The 19434-nt window shown below is 36.1% G+C and carries 20 protein-coding genes; 4 read left to right on the top strand and 16 right to left on the bottom strand.

Features of this window, described 5'->3' with window-relative positions; genetic code table 11:
* Positions 1–8: 8 nt before the first annotated feature.
* The 6 genes from ACLIJJ_RS12135 to ACLIJJ_RS12110 all read right to left on the bottom strand — a co-directional run bounded on the left by ACLIJJ_RS12135 (position 9) and on the right by ACLIJJ_RS12110 (position 2916).
* Positions 9–1070 (bottom strand): DnaD domain-containing protein, encoded by a 1062-nt coding sequence (locus ACLIJJ_RS12135; RefSeq protein ID WP_411410950.1) that lies wholly within the window; start codon positions 1068–1070, stop codon positions 9–11.
* Between the two features lie 46 nt (positions 1071–1116).
* The gene (locus ACLIJJ_RS12130; RefSeq protein ID WP_411410949.1) at positions 1117–1293 is read right to left on the bottom strand and encodes a hypothetical protein; all 177 of its coding nucleotides are present in this window, start codon (positions 1291–1293) and stop codon (positions 1117–1119) included.
* A 156-nt stretch (positions 1294–1449) separates the two neighbouring features.
* On the bottom strand, positions 1450–1695 hold the full coding sequence (locus ACLIJJ_RS12125) for a hypothetical protein (RefSeq protein ID WP_411410948.1): 246 nt from the start codon (positions 1693–1695) through the stop codon (positions 1450–1452).
* Between the two features lie 96 nt (positions 1696–1791).
* Positions 1792–2052, bottom strand: a complete 261-nt coding sequence (locus tag ACLIJJ_RS12120) for a group-specific protein (RefSeq protein WP_411410947.1) — start codon at positions 2050–2052, stop codon at positions 1792–1794.
* Between the two features lie 13 nt (positions 2053–2065).
* Positions 2066–2578, bottom strand: a complete 513-nt coding sequence (locus ACLIJJ_RS12115) for a helix-turn-helix domain-containing protein (protein ID WP_411410946.1) — start codon at positions 2576–2578, stop codon at positions 2066–2068.
* A gap of 140 nt (positions 2579–2718) precedes the next feature.
* Positions 2719–2916, bottom strand: coding sequence for a helix-turn-helix domain-containing protein (locus ACLIJJ_RS12110; protein WP_411410945.1), 198 nt, complete (start codon positions 2914–2916; stop codon positions 2719–2721).
* A 173-nt stretch (positions 2917–3089) separates the two neighbouring features.
* On the opposite strand from ACLIJJ_RS12110, the gene ACLIJJ_RS12105 reads away from it, so the two are divergent.
* From ACLIJJ_RS12105 to ACLIJJ_RS12090, 4 genes are all read left to right on the top strand, one after another.
* Positions 3090–3485, top strand: coding sequence for a helix-turn-helix domain-containing protein (locus ACLIJJ_RS12105; RefSeq protein WP_411410944.1), 396 nt, complete (start codon positions 3090–3092; stop codon positions 3483–3485).
* Between the two features lie 105 nt (positions 3486–3590).
* On the top strand, positions 3591–5339 hold the full coding sequence (locus ACLIJJ_RS12100; RefSeq protein ID WP_411410943.1) for a V-type ATP synthase subunit I domain-containing protein: 1749 nt from the start codon (positions 3591–3593) through the stop codon (positions 5337–5339).
* Between the two features lie 123 nt (positions 5340–5462).
* Entirely contained in the window at positions 5463–5942 is a 480-nt protein-coding gene (locus ACLIJJ_RS12095) for an ImmA/IrrE family metallo-endopeptidase (RefSeq protein WP_411410942.1), read from the top strand.
* Between the two features lie 114 nt (positions 5943–6056).
* Positions 6057–7241, top strand: coding sequence for a tyrosine-type recombinase/integrase (locus ACLIJJ_RS12090; protein ID WP_411410941.1), 1185 nt, complete (start codon positions 6057–6059; stop codon positions 7239–7241).
* A gap of 66 nt (positions 7242–7307) precedes the next feature.
* On the opposite strand, the gene ACLIJJ_RS12085 is transcribed toward ACLIJJ_RS12090, so the two are convergent.
* From ACLIJJ_RS12085 to nadA, 10 genes are all read right to left on the bottom strand, one after another.
* Complete coding sequence (locus ACLIJJ_RS12085) at positions 7308–9131, bottom strand: RNA-directed DNA polymerase (RefSeq protein WP_411410940.1); 1824 nt, start codon at positions 9129–9131, stop codon at positions 7308–7310.
* Between the two features lie 275 nt (positions 9132–9406).
* On the bottom strand, positions 9407–10744 hold the full coding sequence (gene glnA, locus ACLIJJ_RS12080; RefSeq protein WP_233314163.1) for a type I glutamate--ammonia ligase: 1338 nt from the start codon (positions 10742–10744) through the stop codon (positions 9407–9409).
* 31 nt (positions 10745–10775) lie between these two features.
* Positions 10776–11189, bottom strand: coding sequence for a MerR family transcriptional regulator (locus tag ACLIJJ_RS12075; protein WP_233314164.1), 414 nt, complete (start codon positions 11187–11189; stop codon positions 10776–10778).
* A gap of 107 nt (positions 11190–11296) precedes the next feature.
* Positions 11297–12565 carry a methionine gamma-lyase family protein gene (locus tag ACLIJJ_RS12070; RefSeq protein ID WP_233314165.1) on the bottom strand — a complete coding sequence of 423 codons (1269 nt, stop codon included), beginning with the start codon at positions 12563–12565 and terminating at the stop codon, positions 11297–11299.
* 10 nt (positions 12566–12575) lie between these two features.
* Positions 12576–13841, bottom strand: coding sequence for a GTPase HflX (hflX, locus tag ACLIJJ_RS12065; protein ID WP_237941277.1), 1266 nt, complete (start codon positions 13839–13841; stop codon positions 12576–12578).
* Positions 13842–14103: 262 nt separating this feature from the next.
* Entirely contained in the window at positions 14104–15093 is a 990-nt protein-coding gene (spoVK, locus tag ACLIJJ_RS12060; protein WP_233314167.1) for a stage V sporulation protein K, read from the bottom strand.
* A gap of 253 nt (positions 15094–15346) precedes the next feature.
* A complete protein-coding gene (gene hfq / locus ACLIJJ_RS12055) occupies positions 15347–15583 on the bottom strand; it encodes an RNA chaperone Hfq (RefSeq protein ID WP_127742850.1) in 237 nt (78 codons plus the stop codon).
* A 39-nt stretch (positions 15584–15622) separates the two neighbouring features.
* A complete protein-coding gene (gene miaA / locus ACLIJJ_RS12050) occupies positions 15623–16573 on the bottom strand; it encodes a tRNA (adenosine(37)-N6)-dimethylallyltransferase MiaA (protein ID WP_233314168.1) in 951 nt (316 codons plus the stop codon).
* Positions 16574–16707: 134 nt separating this feature from the next.
* Positions 16708–18129: a hypothetical protein gene (locus ACLIJJ_RS12045; RefSeq protein WP_237941276.1), complete on the bottom strand. Its 1422-nt coding sequence runs from the start codon at positions 18127–18129 to the stop codon at positions 16708–16710.
* Positions 18130–18312: 183 nt separating this feature from the next.
* Positions 18313–19416, bottom strand: a complete 1104-nt coding sequence (nadA, locus tag ACLIJJ_RS12040) for a quinolinate synthase NadA (protein WP_233314170.1) — start codon at positions 19414–19416, stop codon at positions 18313–18315.
* Positions 19417–19434: the final 18 nt, after the last annotated feature.

Here is a 19434-nt window from a genome sequence, read left to right as displayed (position 1 = left end):
AACAACTCCTAGCTTCTTAGATTTTTAATCTCTTCTTGCAAATCCAACAACAGTACTTTTTCCTCTTCTACAGACATATCAGCTTCTGTGTTTTGCGTGTTACCAAACCAGTCAGGGATTTTTTCAGTTCTAGTATGCTTTCGATTGTTACCACTTGTTCTTTGCTTAGTTTGCTGCTCCTTGTACTTTTGAATAAAAGCATCAGCTTGTTGTACCGAAGTAATATTTTTATCTGCCCAGTTACGAAGGATGCGTTCTACGTAAGCAAATGACTTAGCACCACGTTCAACTGCAATCTCCATTGCTTTTAGTACCAATTCAGTATTTAAATCACCACACCAATGCATAATCTTTTGGGATATATGACTGCCAATCGTTCCAAATCCATTTTGCTCGTAAAAATTAAATGGGTTTCCATCTGGCAAGCTTTCTTTTTCTTCTTCAAAATTATCTGAAGTAATTTCTGTAGTAGTCTCTGAAGTAATCTCTGGTATTGCTCTTTCTTTTTCGCCCTTTCTAGATTCCTTTTCGACCTTTCTATTTTCTTTTGCACCATTTGAATTTTCTTTTTCACTTATCGTATTTTCTTTAAGAAAATACGTATTTTCCTTTTCTCTATATACTACTGGTAATGGATAACCTTCTAAGCTGTATCCTAAATTATATAAATCCAATTGTATTTTAAGGATATTAACTCGGTATTGTAGTGTACGATCCATTTTTAATTTCGGATTACGTCTTTCATCTAGCCATCCATTAGCAACAAGTACTTTTAAATATTCTCGCATGGCTTTTGGCTTAACATTTATCATCGTCTCAACAGACAAATCTTCTGCTTTCTTATAGATCCAACCAGAACTTTCTAATATATTTACTGCTAATTCCTCTGTATCCTTAACATCATCAGAATACTTTTGTAATCTGGCCATTTCTTCTTTTATAAATACCTCAGAATCTTCTTTTCGTTCAGACCAATAAATCATTTGATTTAGAACAATAGCAAGCTTAAAATCCCCAGTTAGCTCGACTAGTTCTTCTTTTATAATCGCCTTTTTTGTTTTGCTAGCCACCTAAATTTGCTCCCCTCATACTGTCCAGCACTAACCAAATTATCTATTAAAGCTCACAAATATAAATTTGGATTTGCTGAGGATTTAATTGTCCTGGTATTTCTCTTTTCAAATCATTGGCTTGGTCTTTTACTTCGCTTATACTTAGACCGAATATAATAGCTTGATATATTTCTAGAAATGATTCTTTTATTCTTATTACAAAATCAACCTGATAAAGCATAATTCCCTCCTCTTTAGTAGATCGGCGCGCACCGTAATAGTTAGAAAGAATAAAATATAATCATTTTTCTAGCCATTACGACAAGCCCGATAAGTACTTGTCAAACTGATATTTACGTAAAATGTAATTGAGTAACTTTTATAAATGAATTTTAGTTTAAGCTGTTGTTAACTTTTTTAATTTCGGCCCATTCTGCTTTTGAAAATCCGTCCGTATTTTCTCAAAAATCTCTCCATAAATACGAAATTGCTTGGATTCTATTATTTGATTAGAATTACTCAAAAACTTCCCGTATTTATGTAATGACTGAGAAACTAAAATCATTTCCATTCCGTCTAATTCCACTAGATTATTCTCTTGATTAACTTTATTAAAAGCAATATCAAATAACTTTTTATTCATGCCCTGTAAGGTCGAACGATTATAATTCATAGCTCTAATTAACATTGATTTCTGTTTTTGAAATAGAAAAATTGACTGTTACATAATGTCCTCCTATTAGCGTTCTGAAATCCATTGCAATAAAAACTGCTTAGCTTTATCAGCAGGAAAATACCATTTGTTCCCAACTTTATATTTAGGAAATCTTGGATCAAAAAAAAATTCTTTTTGAATTGTATTCCAGCACATACAAGTTCTCCTTTTTAATTCATTGGCATCCCAGTAAACTAGTTCAGCATCAACCTCTGATATTTTTTCTTTTAGTTTCTCCATATACATTTGCTTAACTTCTTCCTGATCAATTTGAATACTTAGCATTTTTTCTCCCTCACTACTTATTAAATTTTCTAATCTTCATTGTTACGTTCCAAGCTCGAAAAATATCTTTCATTGAAAAACGATACTCTTTACAAACACAAGCCACTAAGTTAATCATGCTTGCTGCAGCATCTAAAACTTCCATTAGTACTTTTTTCATTTCCTCTCTTTCATCTTCTGTTCGGACACTCGCTGGTTTTACCCAACACACACTATTAAGTTGTTCCAATGCTTCAATTGTTTCTTTTCTTACTAAGTAATGCATACTAGCAGGATGTGGATCTATGTAATCACCATCAAAGTATGGGATACTTACTACACCACTAGCAGCCTCCCATGTTTCAAAATAAAATTGTGGGTCATCAACCGATAGTGTCACTTCTTGATAAAGCTCCTTCGGCAATTTTCTTGCACCTGTTTCATATTTGGCAATCGCTTCACGGCTGTAATTTACATCGGCTGCTAAATCTTCTTGCGTCATGCCCTGGCGTTTCCTTGCTTTTGATAATAAGTCGCCAATGGCCATCTCATTTCCCCCTATTCTTTTTGCTAGACAACATATTTTGTTCTTTATTAAATAATCAACTTATTGCCACAAAATCACTTTAGAATTGTTACTTTTTTTTTGTTAACTTTATATATATTTCTATTTCAGCAATTTCAATCTCAAAAGAAATTATCAATTTTACAATTTAGCACTTCAGCTAGTGTTGGCAAATGTTGTGCTTTAAACAAATAGTCACCATTTTCATATTTTAAATATGTTGACGCATTTTTAAATCCTAAGAAATTAGCCATCTCCTGCAATGTAAGATCTAAGTTTAACCTTTGCTTTTTAATAAATATTAAGTTTAATTCATTCAATTTTACCCCACCTAGTAAATTTCTGTTTTAGCAACTTATATACCATATAATAAATTGCTAAAACAGAAATGTCAACAATACCCAACAAATATATTGCTAATTTAGAAATTTTTTTTTTTCTAATATAGAAAGATGATAAAATTTAGTTGCTAATACGGAAAGATGGTGAGTTAATGAATATTGGTGAACGCATTGCTTTTCTAAGAGAAAATAAAGGTATGAAGCAGAAAGAGTTAGCTGAAAAAGCAGATATAAATACAAGTGTTATGAATCGTATTGAAAAAGGTACTAGACCTTTAACAGATAATGAAATAGTTAAAATATCAAAAATATTGGAAGTTTCCACCGATTATTTACTTGGTAGAGCTCCTGAAATAAATGTACCTACAAAAACTTTCGATTCACTTTCCGAAATAAATAAATTAGTAAAGGAATTTGGTATTGAAGACTTTGGATTTTTCGATATTGAACAATGGAAAAAACTAAGACCAGAAGATATCGATGAATTAAGAAGACACTTTGAATGGGTAACGCAAAAGGCAAAGGAACGAGAACAAGATAAACAATAAACATCCTTGACACCTAAGTGAGTATTAATTTTAATATTATGACTATGTTATCAATATTAGCTTTCTGATTAGCTGTTAAAATTTAAATGCAGAAAGGAAAAATTTATGAGTGGAAATGATGGAATTCGGGGTTATTATTATCAAGTATTAGCTGCATTATTAGAGAGTGTAAGTGATGATTCATGGATTAGTGTTAGGATTGAACCTTCAACTAAAGAAGATAAAGTGGATATCCAGTGGGTCTATGCTGAATCAATTCATGCTGTACAAGTAAAATCTAGTATCAATAATTTTGAAAGAGGAAGTTTAATAAAATGGGTAATTCAATTAGTAAAGGATGCCCAAACTTCATATGGTATTTTTAATATCCCTATCATTTATAAGCTTACTTTAATTGGAACTACAGACCGCAATGCAGATAAATGGATTTCTGACTTGCATGGAGGTAGACTTATTCCAAAAATTCAAGATGATGATCCACTAAAGGAAATAAAGAATCATCTCTCAAACGTAAAAGTAAATAAACTTAATTTCGATTTCGAGTCCTTACAGGCATTATCATATACTCGTATGCAAGAATATTTATCACGTATTGGAAAAGAAACTAAATTTGAAAACATTAAAACACTTTGTAGTGAATTGGTAAATGAATTATTCGCTTTTTCACTTAGTGGAAGAGAAATGCCTAAAATATTATTTTCACAGTTGATAAATAAGCATATAAATAATAGTTTTTATAACGTCAAATCCATTAATAATCATTTATCCCAACTAACAATAGCATTTTACGAAAAAGGAAAAGTAACTGAGAGTGACAAAATGGTAGGTATTAATTTAGATAAACTTCCCCTACTTAGTGAATATAGAGACAAGGCAAAAGCACTCTTACATAAAGCAATAGTAATTAAGCCCTCCCCTCCAATTGTTAAAAGTACAATTGAGACAGAAAAACCAAAAGCTAATAATAATTCAGTTGATCCTAACCTTAGCAAAAAACTCCAAGACTTATCAAAAGTAAATGAAGAAATTAGCAATTTATTAAAAAGTATCACCTCTATTAGTGGTTACATAAAAGTAACTATGCCTGAGGAAGATATCATAGATTTTAAAAATCTAAGCAAAAATATTCTTGGCATTGAATTAACTGATGAAGACTTCTTTTTTGGTGGTCTTGAAAAAAGAGCTATAGATAACTTATTAAATACTGGATCAAAGAATAATTTAATTGGAACAGAAGATGAAAAAGAAAAATATTTAGCAATGGAAGATGCATATTATTATTTACTTAGTTATCAGACTTTGCTCGAATATAATAGATACTTAAAAAAATGTTACCCGCTTCCCATAATCCTAAAAAACATCGGGACATTAGCAGATGAAGAAATCCAACTGACACTAAAATTTCCTAAGTCAGCACAAATTGTGACACCAGAATTAATGAAAGCTCCATTCGATACATTTATTGAGGATTTTATCCATGATGATAATGTATTTAATAACCTTTTAATTCCGAGTAGAGATTCTGGTCTAATGGAATATGAAGGAATTTCTTTTAAGTTACCTGTATTCAAAAAAATACAATTACCTTTTGAAACCGTTAGTTACACACCTAAAGATTTCATTGACCATTTAAAATCACAATTTTACTATGAACATTTCAGTGAAAACGGACAAGATATCGTACAATACGAATTTAAATCATTAAACCCTTCAAGACGAATGGCACTTCCAAGCTTCTTACTTGTTCACGCGGAAACAGATTTTAACATTGAGTATACAATTACATCAAAGTATTTAGAAAAACCTATTATGGGAAGTTTAAAATGGATTCACCCAGAGAATACCAAAAAGTAAAATTTTTTAAAGAATTATTACATCTTTAATTTTAAATCTCTTAAAAAATGTCTCCTAGGAGCATTTTTTTTATTGTAAACAAGAACATACGTTTGTATAATGGGTCTAAAGGAGGACAACACTATGATTACTCAAATGACTTATTATCAAACTACAGCGTTAGAAGATTGGGTTACTAACTTTTATATTAAAATGAACATTCATATACCTGAAGATATAAATGTAGATTATATTGCAAGAGAGCAAAGAATCTTTCTTCACAGAAAAAAAATAGCTCCATTCTTTCAAGTAGTTGGTAAATATTCCGGCATTACAATTGATGTTAGGGAACCAAAAGATAAACAAAGAGAGACATTTTTTCATGAGCTTTGTCATATTTTAAGGCATTCTGGAAACCAAGGAACAATGAATAAAGCATTTAGGGAGCTTCAAGAATGGGACACAAAACACTTCACGAAATATGCTGCAATACCACACCATATGATTTCATATATTCCCTTAAAGGATGAAAATGTTATAGAACATATGGTAAGTCTATTTAAAGTTACTCCAGAGCTATGTGAAGAAAGATTAATTCAAATAAGAAAAGGTTTAAATCATTAGATTAAATTATCATAGCGTCAAAAGTTCTTAGAAAAAGCTAAGAAGTACCTTCTAATAGATGTATTTGTTACTTATTCCTATATATCATATGAATTAAATAAAGGAGGGAGAAAAATGGCAAGTTTTAAAAGAATATCTCCTGGTAATTGGTCTTTTAGGTACAAATACAAAGATAAAATTACTGGAGAACAACGAGAAGTTAAAAGGCGAGGGTTTCAAACAAAAGTTATGGCGGAAAAGTCCTATGAAGAATTAAAGCGTAATATACAATTAGGTTTTGACTCAGTATCTAATGAGACGCTTGCTGAATTTCTGGAATATTGGTTAAAAGAATATAAGGAAGGAAAAATTTCTAAGAACACCTTTAGATTACATGAACGTAATATAAAAAATCATATAGTCCCCTACTTCCAGAACATTCAACTAGATGAACTAAGCCATAAATTATATCAACAATTTATTAACCAATTAATTAAAAGTAGCTATAGCAAAAGAACTGTTGAAATAATACATGGGACTATGTATGGTGCAATGCAAAAAGCAAAGATATTAAAGAAGATATATGATAATCCATGTACAGATGTGTCTATCTACTCAGCAAAAGAAAAAAGAGAAAAGGAAAATAAAGCAACAATTAAATTTATCCCTTATGACAAGATTGAATCTTTTTTAGATGCTGCACTTTCCGATAACTATACATACTATATTTTCTTTCGTTTCTTAATAGAAACTGGTGTAAGAAAAGGAGAAGCTCTTGCCCTTCAGTGGAGTAACGTAGATCTCAACTCTAATCGTATCCGTATCGCTCAATCTTTAGATTATGAAGCAGAGTCAGACGAGGAGTTATTCAGTGATACAAAAACTTACCATTCTGTGAGAGAAATACCTATTACTAATCGTTTAGCTATGGATCTACGTTCACACAAGGTAAGACAAAACGATAATATCTTTCGATTAAAGAAAGCTTATAATGATCAATTAGACTTGGTCTTTTGCAGAGAAAACGGTACACCACTACCAAAGTCCACTTTATTTAATGCTTTTCGTAGAATACTTAAAAAGGCTGAGCTTCCTGCTCTAAGTATACATACTTTACGTCATACACACGCAGTACTCCTTTTGGAATCAAATGTTGAAATGAAATATATACAAGAAGCATTAGGGCATGGTTCTATGCAAATTACCTCGGATATTTACACACATGTAAGTAAAAAGATTGAAACAGATGCAATTGAGCGTTTTGAAAACCATACGAAAAATATTATATCTGGGATAGAAGTACGCAAAATTACGAACTAACTTACTAGAAAAATAATATACTAGAAAAAAGCCTTGACAATTACTAGTCAAGGCTTTTTTTATTCATTATGGAATATGAATTGAATTTAGTTCTTGGACATAAATTGGATCCTTTATCCTTGCTACCAAGTCATTTCTAAGATTTTTTCGATAGACTGTATTCAAATGTTGTGAATTTAATATTTCATAAGCGATTAAATATTTTTGAAGTGGATATACATCTATATTGTTATTCCCATGGAGAACATACATCCTATCCGCAGTACTTAATGAAGTTATAGTACTTAATTCATCAAGATGACTTATTACTCTCAATGCATCTAATTGACCAGAATCACTTATTAACGTTTTAATTGTATTATAGTCATTGGATTGATTTTTTATCCTCGGTAAAACTGCTGCAACCTGCCGAGCAAGAAAACTAGAAAAACGCCATACATTTGTATATGTTTTGACAAACTGAATTAAATCATTTGAATTAGCATATTTGGTCATCATCCACAGACTTGCTAAAAAATTTGTAGGCGATTTATGAGCAGTACTTAAAGCCAAACTAACAATTTGATTTCTCATGCTACTTCCAGGTGTAATTCTCCAATCAATAAGAAGTTTTGCAACACCAAATATTGAAGGGTCATCAAAACAATCCATGCTCACTAAAAATTCAGATAACTGTTTAAAACTTTTCTTATTAGGTCCTAATTTCTTATAATATCGGAAAACTTGATCTCTTAGACCTGGTTGTTCTTTTAGAATAGACGGAACCCTATCTTGTAAAAATTTATCTCCAGTTAATGAGGAAATTGAGAAATATCTCCCTAATATTTTCTCCCATCTTCCAACCTTAGGTTTCTTTAAAAACTTCCTAAACCTGTTTTTAATTTGTTTTTTTTCAGTATCAATAGAAATACCAGCCTCAAGCAGCCTTTTTATCCTCTTGGACATTATTGTCAAATACCTGTTTTCATTAGGTAAAAAATAATTTTCGGCATCTCTCATACTTAAAATCTTTGTTTTCCCCATATTAAGCCTTATACCCCTAGTAAGCAACAATTCATCTAAACCTCTTAGTATTACTTTTGCCTGGTGAATTTCATTTACTCCAAAGTCAATATCATCCATCCACCTAACAAAATTCCCTCCTGTTTGTTCTTCTAAATATTTATCAATTTCAAACAAAAAGGAATGTCCTAGTAACCTGGGGGCATCATAATTTAGCTGCGGTAATCCTGATCCCGATAAAGGCAAATAATCCGGTCTCCATACAAAATTCTCAAGCATAAAAAATAAAAAATCCAGAAGACTTTCTTCAATTTTCCCATAGCTTGCTAATATATTCCTAAGTTGTCGAAAAATGATATTATCAAAGTAATTTGAAATATCCGTTACTACTATGTATGGAAAAGTTTGAGAAAACTCGTATATTTTTTCTTGGAATTTTGGCCATAATTCCCACCAAGCATAAGGAAAACTCTCATCTATGTCAGCCTCGGATTTTGGCCCACCATGACTACGACTATAAAATGCTCTATCTGAGGGTTGAGCGTTTTTAATAATTGGTGATATACTCTCAACAATAGTTTGTAATACTACTGCATCTTCTGGAGATGGTATTAATTGATGTCTGCAAATCCCTAGTTTTTTCTCTACTATGATTTCATAATGTGGTTTAGGCCTATATATGCCTTCATTAATTTGTTTGCTTATACTTCGCAATATCTGTGTTTTATGTCTATGAAAATCAAAATAATCATGTAAATCCAGGATTGATTGCCCTCTCATACCAGTCTTAACATACTTTTTCCAAGAGAACTCCATTTTACTAGAATTAAAACATTCATCTAACTTTAATACACGTTCATTCAATCGAGGCGTATTCACATGAGCCACAAAAATATCCTCCTGTAATTTAAAGATAATAGTAATAACCTTAAGTAGAGAATCTAATTAATAACAGTAGAATTGTCTACAGGAGATTAATTTTTTTTTTTTACATGACATATATATTTATTTGGGAATTAAAAAAAGAATAAATACATACTTCTAATATAAAAAAATATATTTGGGGGCAAAAAAGGGGCATTGATTAAATGCCGTGTTAACTTTAATTGTAATGCCCCCTTTAAAAAAAGCCCTGACGCCTATAACGTCAAGGCTTTTTTTTCTTAATACATTTCCATGTATTGATCACGTTCCCATGGATGCACTTGTGTGCGGAACATATCCCACTCAATCTCTTTAGCTTCTACAAAGTGTACGAAAATATGCTCTCCTAAAGCGTCAATCATTGTTGGATTTTGCTTTAGTTCTGTTAATGCGTCTGCAAGTGTTGATGGCAAATCAACGATGCCTTCTGCAAGGCGTTCTTCTTTGCTCATGATGTAAATGTTGCGGTCTACTGGTGCTGGCGGAGTCAATTCGTTTTTGATTCCGTCAAGGCCTGCTGTCAGCAATGCTGCCATAGCTAGGTATGGGTTTGCTGCTGGGTCTACGCTGCGCACTTCTACGCGTGTGCTTAGACCGCGTGATGCTGGAATACGCATTAATGGTGAACGGTTGCGTGCTGACCATGCAACATAGCATGGTGCTTCGTAGCCTGGCACCAAACGCTTGTAAGAGTTTACTGTTGGGTTGGTGATAGCTGTGAAGCTTGTTGCATGCTTATTGATTCCAGCGATGAATTGAAGAGCTGTTTCGCTCATTTCTAATTCTGTGTTTGGATCGTAGAATGCGTTTTGACCGTTCTTGAATAGGGAAAGGTTACAGTGCATTCCTGATCCGTTTACGCCGAACAATGGTTTTGGCATGAATGTTGCATGCAATCCGTGTTTGCGTGCGATTGTTTTTACAACCAATTTAAATGTTTGGATTTGGTCACATGCTGTGATGGCATCCGCGTATTTGAAATCGATTTCGTGTTGTCCTGGAGCTACTTCATGGTGAGATGCTTCAATTTCGAAGCCCATTTCTTCAAGCTCAAGCACGATATCGCGGCGGCAGTTTTCACCAAGGTCTGTTGGCGCAAGGTCGAAATAGCCTCCGTTATCGTTTAATTCAAGGGATGGTTGCCCTTTTTCATCCAATTTAAACAGGAAGAATTCTGGTTCAGGCCCTAAGTTGAAATCAGTAAAGCCGAGGTCTTCCATTTCTTTAAGTACGCGGCGCAAGTTGTTGCGCGGGTCCCCTTCGAATGGTGTACCGTCTGGATTGTAAATATCACAGATTAGTCGTGCAACTTTTCCTTTTTCTGCTGTCCATGGGAAAACTACCCATGTGTTCAAATCTGGATACAGATACATGTCTGATTCTTCGATTCTTACAAATCCTTCGATGGAAGAGCCATCAAACATCATTTTGTTATCAAGGGCTTTATCAAGCTGGCTGATTGGAATCTCAACATTCTTGATAGTTCCTAAAATATCCGTAAATTGAAGTCGAATGAATTTTACATTGCTTTCTTGTGCAAAACGTTTGATATCCTCTTTCGTATAGTTCTTTGCCACGGCTATTTCCTCCTCTTAGTCCCTTTAATATCTATCTCTGAAAAAATCGAGATCCTCCCTGTCCCATTGAATTGCCGCCATTATTAAAACGTCCAGCATTCAACAGCTCCTTGCGCAAAAGTTTACGCAAGTCTTCATCTGTAAGCTCTCTGCGAGCCTTTTCAGCTTCTTTCTTTACATCTTCTGTAAGTACTTGCTTTTCCTTCACTGAGAATATTTGTTTAATTCCAGCGAGGTTAACACCTTGATCGATTAGATCCTTAATTTCCAATAGTTTGTCAATATCCGTTAAGGAAAAAAGTCTTCTGTTGCCATCCGTTCTTGCTGGAGCAATTAATTCGTGTTCTTCGTAGTAGCGAATTTGTCGAGCGGACAGCTCCGTTAACTGCATGACAATACTAATTGGGAATAGAGGCATCGACCGACGAATTTGACTACCAGACATAGCGATTCGGCTCCTTTAGATTAAATTTACCCAATTTCATTATAGTTTTCGAGAGATTTATTGTCAACAAATGTTACAATTTCTAACCTCTGGATGCAGCTCTTTTTTTAAATTGTTATTAGCTTTTGTTCAAGCAGTCTGTTTACTGCCATACAAACAGCGATTTTCACATGCGAATATGTCAATCCACCCTGCACATAAGCAACATATGGTGGTCTGATTGGACCATCAGCAGTAAGCTCAATGCTCGCACCTTGAATGAATGTTCCTGCTGCCATGATTACATCGTCTTCATATCCTGGCATATAGTTAGGATATGGCGTAACATGGGAGTTTACAGGAGATGCGAACTGCACGGCCTGGCAGAATGCGACCATTTTATCCTTATCATCAAATTGCACAGCTTGAATTAAATCTGTGCGCGGTACATTCCATTTCGGCGATGAATTCATGCCGAGTTTTTCTAAGATTGCCGCTGTAAACACGGCACCCTTTAAGCTTTGGCCGACAACATGGGGCGCAAGGAAGAATCCTTGGTACATTTCCTGCAGGCTGTATAGAGAGGCTCCTGCCTCCGCTCCGATTCCCGGTGATGTCATACGGTAAGAGCAGGCTTCTACAAACTTCTCTTTCCCGACGATATAACCGCCTGTTTTGGCAATGCCGCCACCTGGGTTCTTAATTAACGATCCTGCCATCAAATCAGCGCCAACATGGCAAGGCTCTAGAGCTTCTACGAATTCACCGTAGCAATTGTCCACGAATACGACTACATCTGATTTAAGCTCTTTAACAAAAGCAATCATTTCCTTAATTTCTGCAATCGTGAATGACGGTCTTGTTGCATAGCCTTTTGAACGCTGGATGCCGATCATCTTCGTATTGCTTTTAATGCTTGCTGCAATACTCTCAAAATCCGGGCGGCCGTCCTCTTTCAAGTCAACGCTGTTATACGAAATGCCGAATTCCTTTAATGACCCTGTGCCATTTCCTCTGATTCCGACGATTTCCTCTAAAGTATCATAAGGTTTTCCTGTAATATAAAGCAGTTCATCCCCAGGACGAAGCACACCGAACAAGGCAATGCTGATTGCATGAGTGCCCGAGATAATTTGAGGACGGACAAGTCCTGCTTCACCGCCGAACACTTCTGCATAGATTCTTTCAAGTGTGTCTCTGCCAAGATCATCATAGCCGTAGCCTGTAGACGGGATGAAATGAGATTCACTCACTCTGTTATTTTGGAAGCTTTGCAGAACTCTAAATTGATTTTCATCAATGCGCTCATCGATTTTTTTATGAACCTCTTTAACTTGTTCCTCTACCTCTCCGACAAGTACTCGGAGTTTATCGCCAAATGTTAATTGATCGTACATTTCTGTTCTCCTATCGTGTTGCTTTATAAGCTTTTAACTGTCCTGACAAGCTGCTGTCATGTAAACAATAGCCTTTACATGAGTATTGCTGCTCCTCTTCTTCAAAGGCAAGGCTTCTTAGGATAGTCTCATTTTTCAGCTGTGCCAGCAGCTTGCCGTTGCTTGCTGGAACGACAACTTCATAATATTCCATATTCTTGATCATCGTGTCTTCAATTCTCTGTTTCAGACTCATTCTGTCGTCAGCATTCAAAGCGCTGATTTCAATGCTGTCGAGCTTAGAGCTTGGCACGAAATCTGAATGAACAAGATCACGCTTATTGTAAACAGTAATTTGCGGAATTGCCGGAATTTCCAAGTCTGCAAGCAGTTTATGCACTGTTTCTTCATGCTGATAATATTCTTCATTCGACATGTCGACAACATGCAGTAGCAAATCTGCTTCTCTTACTTCCTCTAATGTGGAGCGGAAGGCAGCGACAAGCGTTGTTGGCAAGTCTTGAATAAAACCAACTGTATCAGTAATAAGCGCGCTGAAGCCGCTCGGCAAGATCAGCTTCCTTGTCATTGGATCAAGTGTCGCAAACAGAATATTCTCTTCAAAGGAATCAGCTTCTGCCACGCGGTTAAACAGTGTTGATTTACCAGCGTTTGTATAGCCGACAAGCGCAATTTGGAAGGTTCTGTTGCGTTTTCTTCTTTCCCGGTATCTGTCACGATGCTCAACAATGACATTTAATTGGCTTTTAATATCATCAATTCTGCGGCGGATATGCCGTCTGTCTGATTCGAGTTTTGTTTCACCAGGACCTCTCGTACCGATACCGGCACCGAGTCTGGAAAGCTGGAGTCCTTGTCCGCCAAGGCGCGGCAGCAAATATTGCAGCTGCGCAAGCTCGACTTGCAGCTTACCTTCCTTTGAACGGGCTCTGCCTGCGAAAATGTCCAAAATTAATTGGGTTCTGTCTATGATACGTGCTTCAATGTTTTTTGAAAGATTGCGGACTTGGCTTGGGGACAGTTCATCATTAAAAATAATGATATCTGCATCCAACTCTTCAGCCAATGTCTCCAATTCTTCGACTTTCCCTTTACCTATGTATGTTGAAGGATGAATCCTGTCTCGATTTTGTGTCAAGGAAGCGACAACTTCACCGTGTGCGGTTTCCGTCAAGGAAGCGAGTTCTTCCATTGAATATTCAAATCTTGCTGTGTCATCTGTCGTTTGACAGCCAACAAGAATAACTTTTTCTGTCGATTCTTTTGTTTCGTTCAAAAGAAAACCCTCTTTCTACCTTTTAAGATTATTATAGCAAAAATAACGCTTACTTTCCTGTTCCTGCAACTAGTAGTATGCGATTATTTCTCCTTTAATAAACACGCTTCGCCACTCGCATTCCTTTACAGTAGCATATTACTTGTCAGAAAAACAGCATTTTTTCACAGCCTAACTATTCCTATTAAAACAGACATAAAAATACGAATATATATAAGAAAAACAGGAACATTAAGTTTCCTGTTCCTGTTTTTAGCCTTGTTTAGAAGCCGTTATTCATGAAGGGCATCTCTTCTTTTTGAATGGCTGCTCCTTCGTAAATAAGATCATTGCTTCTCAATGTCATAAGCTCATGCTTGTCATAGTTGCCCTGCATAAGCAAGCGCATGCTTTGAGCACGGATAGACTTTTCTAAAACATTGCGGATATACCTGCCGTTTGAGAAGCTCCGTCCATTTTGCACAGTTCGTACATAGGTCAAGTGTGTTTTCAATGATTTTTCTGCTTCATGGCTCAATGTATACTCCCGCTCAACCAGCATTCTTTTGCCGATTTCCATCAGCTGGTCTGTCGAGTAATCTGGGAAATCAATGACTAAAGGAAAACGAGAGTGAAGTCCCGGGTTCAATGATAAAAAGAAGTCCATTTCCCGTGAGTATCCTGCCAGAATTAAAATAAAGTCATGCTGTTTATCTTCCATATGCTTAACAAGTGTATCGATTGCTTCCTTGCCAAAATCTTTTTCCCCACCCCTGCCTAAGGAGTACGCTTCATCAATAAACAAGATGCCGCCAAGGGCCTTTTTTACAAGATCTCTTGTTTTTTGGGCGGTATGACCAATGTATTCTCCGACAAGATCGGCTCGTTCTGCTTCAATTAAATGTCCCTTAGACAGAACATTCATTTTTTGAAACAACTTGCCAATCAAGCGGGCGACTGTCGTTTTGCCGGTGCCGGGGTTTCCTTTGAACATCATATGAAGAGCTTGCTTGCCTGCCTTCAGACCATGCTCCTCTCTTTTTTTATTTACATAAATCCAGGCATATATTTCTTTAATCATTTTTTTCATTTCGTCCATGCCGACAAGACTGCTTAACTCTTCTTCTATTTCCTTAAGTGCGCTATGCTCACTAGTCATTTTTTTCGGTATCGATTCAGCTTCTGGCAATTCCTTTGGAAGAACCTTCTTTTTCTGCGAATTGATCACAACACTTATCTGTCCATTATTCTTCATCCGGATCGGATGCTCCAAAAGCCACACCTCCTAACGTGGATATGCCTAATTGGCATAAGGCATGTTCGCCTGTTTCTTTTACTCCATAAGTAATATATATTCATGAGTTGACTCATTCATTAGTGAAATTTTAGATATTTACTAAAGTTAAGGGGAAAAAGACGAGTGAAGGGAAGGGATAGTGAGACTCCTATTTACACAAATGAGACAGCGAAGACAATTACTGCAAGCTTTTTTAAAAAAAATTCCAGGCTTTACGCCTGGAATTTTCTTATGCTTGTGTGCCTTCCAGATCAATCTGGACGTTCTTTTGCGGTGCAAAAGTTGAAATAGCATGCTTGTATACTAACTGTTGCTTTCCTTCAGATTCAAATAAAACAGTGAAGTTGTCGAAGCCTTTTATAAGTCCGCGAATTTGAAAACCGTTTAGTAAGAACACTGTTACACTAGTACCATCTTTACGTAATTGATTTAAAAATTGATCTTGGATATTTACTGATTGCTTCATGAAAATCCTCCTCTTTTCTCTCTGTTATTATGTATTCGCTTATTTTTTTAGCATTCCTTCTACATAGTGCGAAATTTCCATTATTTTTTTAGAAATGTCATTTGAAATGACACTATCTGTCATATCAAACCATTTTACACTCATTTTATTGCGAAACCAAGTCAATTGCCTTTTGGCATATCTTCGCGAATTTTGCTTTAATTCAGCGATTGCATCTTCCAATGTTGATCTATCTTCTAAGTACTTATATATTTCCTTATACCCGATCGCTTGGATGGATTGGCAATCTTTAAGGCCTGCATCATAAAAATGCTTCACCTCAGCGAGCAGCCCTTCAGCCATCATTTTATCAACACGGCTGTTAATTCTTTCGTATAGGAGCTCTCTGTCCATCGTTAAGCCAATAATGGCTGCATCATAAAGCATTTCCGGGCTTTGGTTTTCTTGAAGCTCTGAGACAGGTTTGCCTGTAACATGATAAACTTCCAGCGCTCTAATGACCCTGCGGACATTATGATGATGGATGCTTGCTGCTGTTGCCGGATCGACCTGTTCGAGCATATTATGTACCTCTAAAGTGCCTTTTTGTTCGGCAAGTGCTTCTAATGATTTCCGATAGTCTAAATCTGTAGGCGCTTCTTGAAATTGATAGTCATACAGCACCGATTGAATATATAGGCCTGTGCCGCCGACAATAAAGGGAAGCTTTCCGCGGCTTTTAATTTCCTCAATCTTGCTGCGGACTAGTGTTTGAAACTCAGCTACAGAAAAGGCTTCATCTGGATTGACAATATCAATCAGATGGTGAGGAATACCTTCCATTTCTTCCTCTGTAATCTTGGCTGTTCCGATATCCATTCCTTTATAGATTTGCATCGAATCGCCGCTGATGATTTCTCCATTGAATCTTTTAGCCAATTCAATGCTTAAGTTCGTTTTCCCAACAGCTGTTGGACCAATTAATACGATTATTTTTTCCTTATCTGTCAAACCATTCAACTGCCTTTTTTAACTTTTTAGCACAAGTAATCTTGACTTTGTTTATTGTACCATAAATGCTTGCCATAGTTTAACATCTAACCATTATTGCCTGGGTTTTGCGGAAATATACCAAGATTTGAGGCTTAATCTGTGATAATTTCTTTATTATTTGTTCCAAGAATAACAATTTTATAAGGGTCATCACCAGTGACTTCTTTTATTTTTTTGTTTTCCAAAAATATAGCAATACTTCTTTTTACTTCTCGGGCAATTTTCTCTCTGTCCTTGTCAGCATTAGTCAATTGCAGATTTATTTCTATTTTCATTATTCCGCCAGTAGAATATATGTTGATATTTTGGAATAAGTATTCTTCTTCCATAAGAAAAGCTGTGTTTATAAAGTATCCGACATTATTCCAGCGGCCTTGTTTTTCTTGTTCCTTATAGCTGTATTCTTCGAAAATTAGTTTCCGCTTATCTTCGTACTCCTCCAGCACAGTTTCAGCAATATTTTTAACTTTTTGTTTTTTGTCTGCTTCTAGTTCCGTCGGAATATGGATATACCAGGCGTCAGCTGTCCAAAAGACCCAAGAACCATAGCCCCCCATTTCTACATCGATTTTATTTAATAGCTTGTCCGTTATTTCAGATGAAATGTCTGTTTCTTCGTCTGCCTCTGCGTCAACCTCCTCTATGTCCGCTTCCTCCATTACGTAAAATTGTGGTTCTAAATAATAGGAAAGGTTTCTTTCTTTCATTTCATTTTCAACCATTGTGATAATATCCTTTTGCTTCGCTTCGTTTTCTTTCCCTTCTATGTCCAAATAAGCATATTCGACCTGACTATCTATGTAAAAACTCACATTTTCATAACCAGCTTCACTAATTATCTCAGCAATTTCATTTTCTATTTCTGTTATTCTGCTTGACTCGTTATATAACTTCATTAAATCGAGACCAGGCTTAACCTCTGCTTCCGCTTTAAGCGTCTCATTAACTGTACCACCAAGAAACAGAAACAAAAGCACAGCAGCCACTGACAGCAGCCGTTTTTTCTTGAAAGCATGCTTTTGTTCGTCATTATTTAAAGAGGATATCTCTATATCTCTCCATTCATTTCGCCACTGTTGCTGCAAATTTTGAGAATTTTCAATTGCAAACGAAGAAGACTTCCAAATTGGCAGCACAGTCATTAGTTGCTGCTTCCCTTCTTTTTCAGAGCAACCCATAATTTTCGCAAGTTGCCGGATATTAAAACCTTTATAATAATACAGCACGAGCAGCAATCTTGCTGGTTTGTCCACTTTCTGCAAACTCAGGGACAAAGGCTTGTTTTTTCTATATTCCCTATCATGGTCTTTCTGTTTATATGGTGTATTTTCTAATTGTTTGCAGAACAGTTTTAGCAGTGTTAGTTCAGACGTGATGGGAAAAAGAGCGTTTCTTGCTTCCTTTTTTGTTTCTTCTATTAAAAAGGCAGCTTCCGCTTCCTCATCCGCCACCATTCTTGCAATTATTTCAAGCTCTTGATATAGGAAAGTGATCTCTGCCTGCTTTTTATTCATACTCGCCAATCCACTACTCCCTTTCTATTAAACAATTCCAACTCTTAAAACGATAGTTTTGTATAGAATTCCATCATTACCATTTTATAGGGAGGTTAAAGAAAAGTCATTAAATTGTGACATTTTAAATAAAAAACTGTTTTCCTCGCGCATGAAGGAAAACAGTTAGGAAGAATGATATTTTTAGATTTTCAGCATTCTGTCTAATGCTAGCTTTGCCAGTTTTGCAACCCCTTCTTCCACAACAATACGATTGCTCTCAAATCCGTCCTCAACTGACTCAAGACACCACACAAAATGCGGCAAGTCAATACGATTCATGGTCAGGCATGCGCACATATATGGATTTAAGCTGATAATATGCTTGTCAGGATGTTGGTGCATGATTCTGTTCACTAGGTTCATTTCTGTGCCAACCGCAAAGGAGCTGCCTGGTGCCGCTTTTTCTATTTCGGTGATAATGTAATTGGTTGAGCCTGCCATATCGGAAAGGGCAACGACTTCACGGCTGCATTCTGGATGAACAATTATTTTCATGTCAGGATGCTGTTTTCTTACTTGCTCGATATTTTTTGTCGTGAAGTTTTCATGCACAGAGCAATGCCCTTTCCACAGGATTACCTTTACTTTTTCTATGTCGCCCTCATATTGTAAGCTGCTTTGAATCGGGTCCCAAACAGCCATGCTATCAAGGGGGATGCCGAGCTTATATGCTGTGTTTCTGCCTAAATGCTGGTCTGGCAAAAACAAGAGCCTTTCCTTTTGGGTTAGAGCCCACTCTACCATCTTTTCGGCATTGGAGGAGGTTACTGTCGCACCGCCGTGTTCTCCGACAAATGCTTTAATGGCGGCTGTTGAATTGACGTATGTTAATGGGATAATCGTATCGCCAAATTGGGCCTGTAGCGCCTCCCACGCCCGATTTGTTTGATGGATGTCTGCCATATCAGCCATTGAGCAGCCTGCTCTCATGTCAGGCAAATACACCTTTTGCTCATTCGTTGTCAAAATATCGGCTGTTTCTGCCATAAAGTGGACACCGCAAAAGACGATAAATTCAGCCTTTCGGTTTGCGGCAGCCACTTGAGCTAGTTGGAGACTGTCTCCTGTTGCGTCGGAAAACTGGATAACCTCATCTTTCTGATAATGATGTCCTGGAACAAACAATCGGTCACCAAGCTTCCGTTTTACAGCCCAGGCTCTTTCTTCCAGTTCTGTAACGTTCATGGTTAAATAATGTTCTGGTATTTGTCTTTTGTTTGCCTGAAGGCTCTCTAGTAAGTTCATAAGCTATCTCCCCCTCCT

The organism is Niallia laureatilytica (genome assembly GCF_046613985.1).
Lineage (GTDB): Bacteria > Bacillota > Bacilli > Bacillales > Cytobacillaceae > Niallia.
Note: the sequence above shows the minus strand (reverse complement) of the source record. Positions and strands in the feature narration are given on the sequence as shown.

What these genes read in the sequence shown, in the direction of transcription:
- ACLIJJ_RS12070 (WP_233314165.1), bottom strand. Translation starts at nt 12,565, where the DNA reads ATGTACGATCAATTAACATTTGGCGATAAACTCCGAGTACTTGTCGGA.
- ACLIJJ_RS12095 (WP_411410942.1), top strand. Translation starts at nt 5,463, where the DNA reads ATGATTACTCAAATGACTTATTATCAAACTACAGCGTTAGAAGATTGG.
- ACLIJJ_RS12130 (WP_411410949.1), bottom strand. Translation starts at nt 1,293, where the DNA reads ATGCTTTATCAGGTTGATTTTGTAATAAGAATAAAAGAATCATTTCTA.
- ACLIJJ_RS12105 (WP_411410944.1), top strand. Translation starts at nt 3,090, where the DNA reads ATGAATATTGGTGAACGCATTGCTTTTCTAAGAGAAAATAAAGGTATG.
- ACLIJJ_RS12090 (WP_411410941.1), top strand. Translation starts at nt 6,057, where the DNA reads ATGGCAAGTTTTAAAAGAATATCTCCTGGTAATTGGTCTTTTAGGTAC.
- ACLIJJ_RS12115 (WP_411410946.1), bottom strand. Translation starts at nt 2,578, where the DNA reads ATGGCCATTGGCGACTTATTATCAAAAGCAAGGAAACGCCAGGGCATG.
- ACLIJJ_RS12045 (WP_237941276.1), bottom strand. Translation starts at nt 18,129, where the DNA reads ATGAATAAAAAGCAGGCAGAGATCACTTTCCTATATCAAGAGCTTGAA.
- ACLIJJ_RS12075 (WP_233314164.1), bottom strand. Translation starts at nt 11,189, where the DNA reads ATGTCTGGTAGTCAAATTCGTCGGTCGATGCCTCTATTCCCAATTAGT.
- ACLIJJ_RS12100 (WP_411410943.1), top strand. Translation starts at nt 3,591, where the DNA reads ATGAGTGGAAATGATGGAATTCGGGGTTATTATTATCAAGTATTAGCT.
- nadA (WP_233314170.1), bottom strand. Translation starts at nt 19,416, where the DNA reads ATGAACTTACTAGAGAGCCTTCAGGCAAACAAAAGACAAATACCAGAA.
- ACLIJJ_RS12120 (WP_411410947.1), bottom strand. Translation starts at nt 2,052, where the DNA reads ATGCTAAGTATTCAAATTGATCAGGAAGAAGTTAAGCAAATGTATATG.
- ACLIJJ_RS12125 (WP_411410948.1), bottom strand. Translation starts at nt 1,695, where the DNA reads ATGAATAAAAAGTTATTTGATATTGCTTTTAATAAAGTTAATCAAGAG.
- hfq (WP_127742850.1), bottom strand. Translation starts at nt 15,583, where the DNA reads ATGAAGCAATCAGTAAATATCCAAGATCAATTTTTAAATCAATTACGT.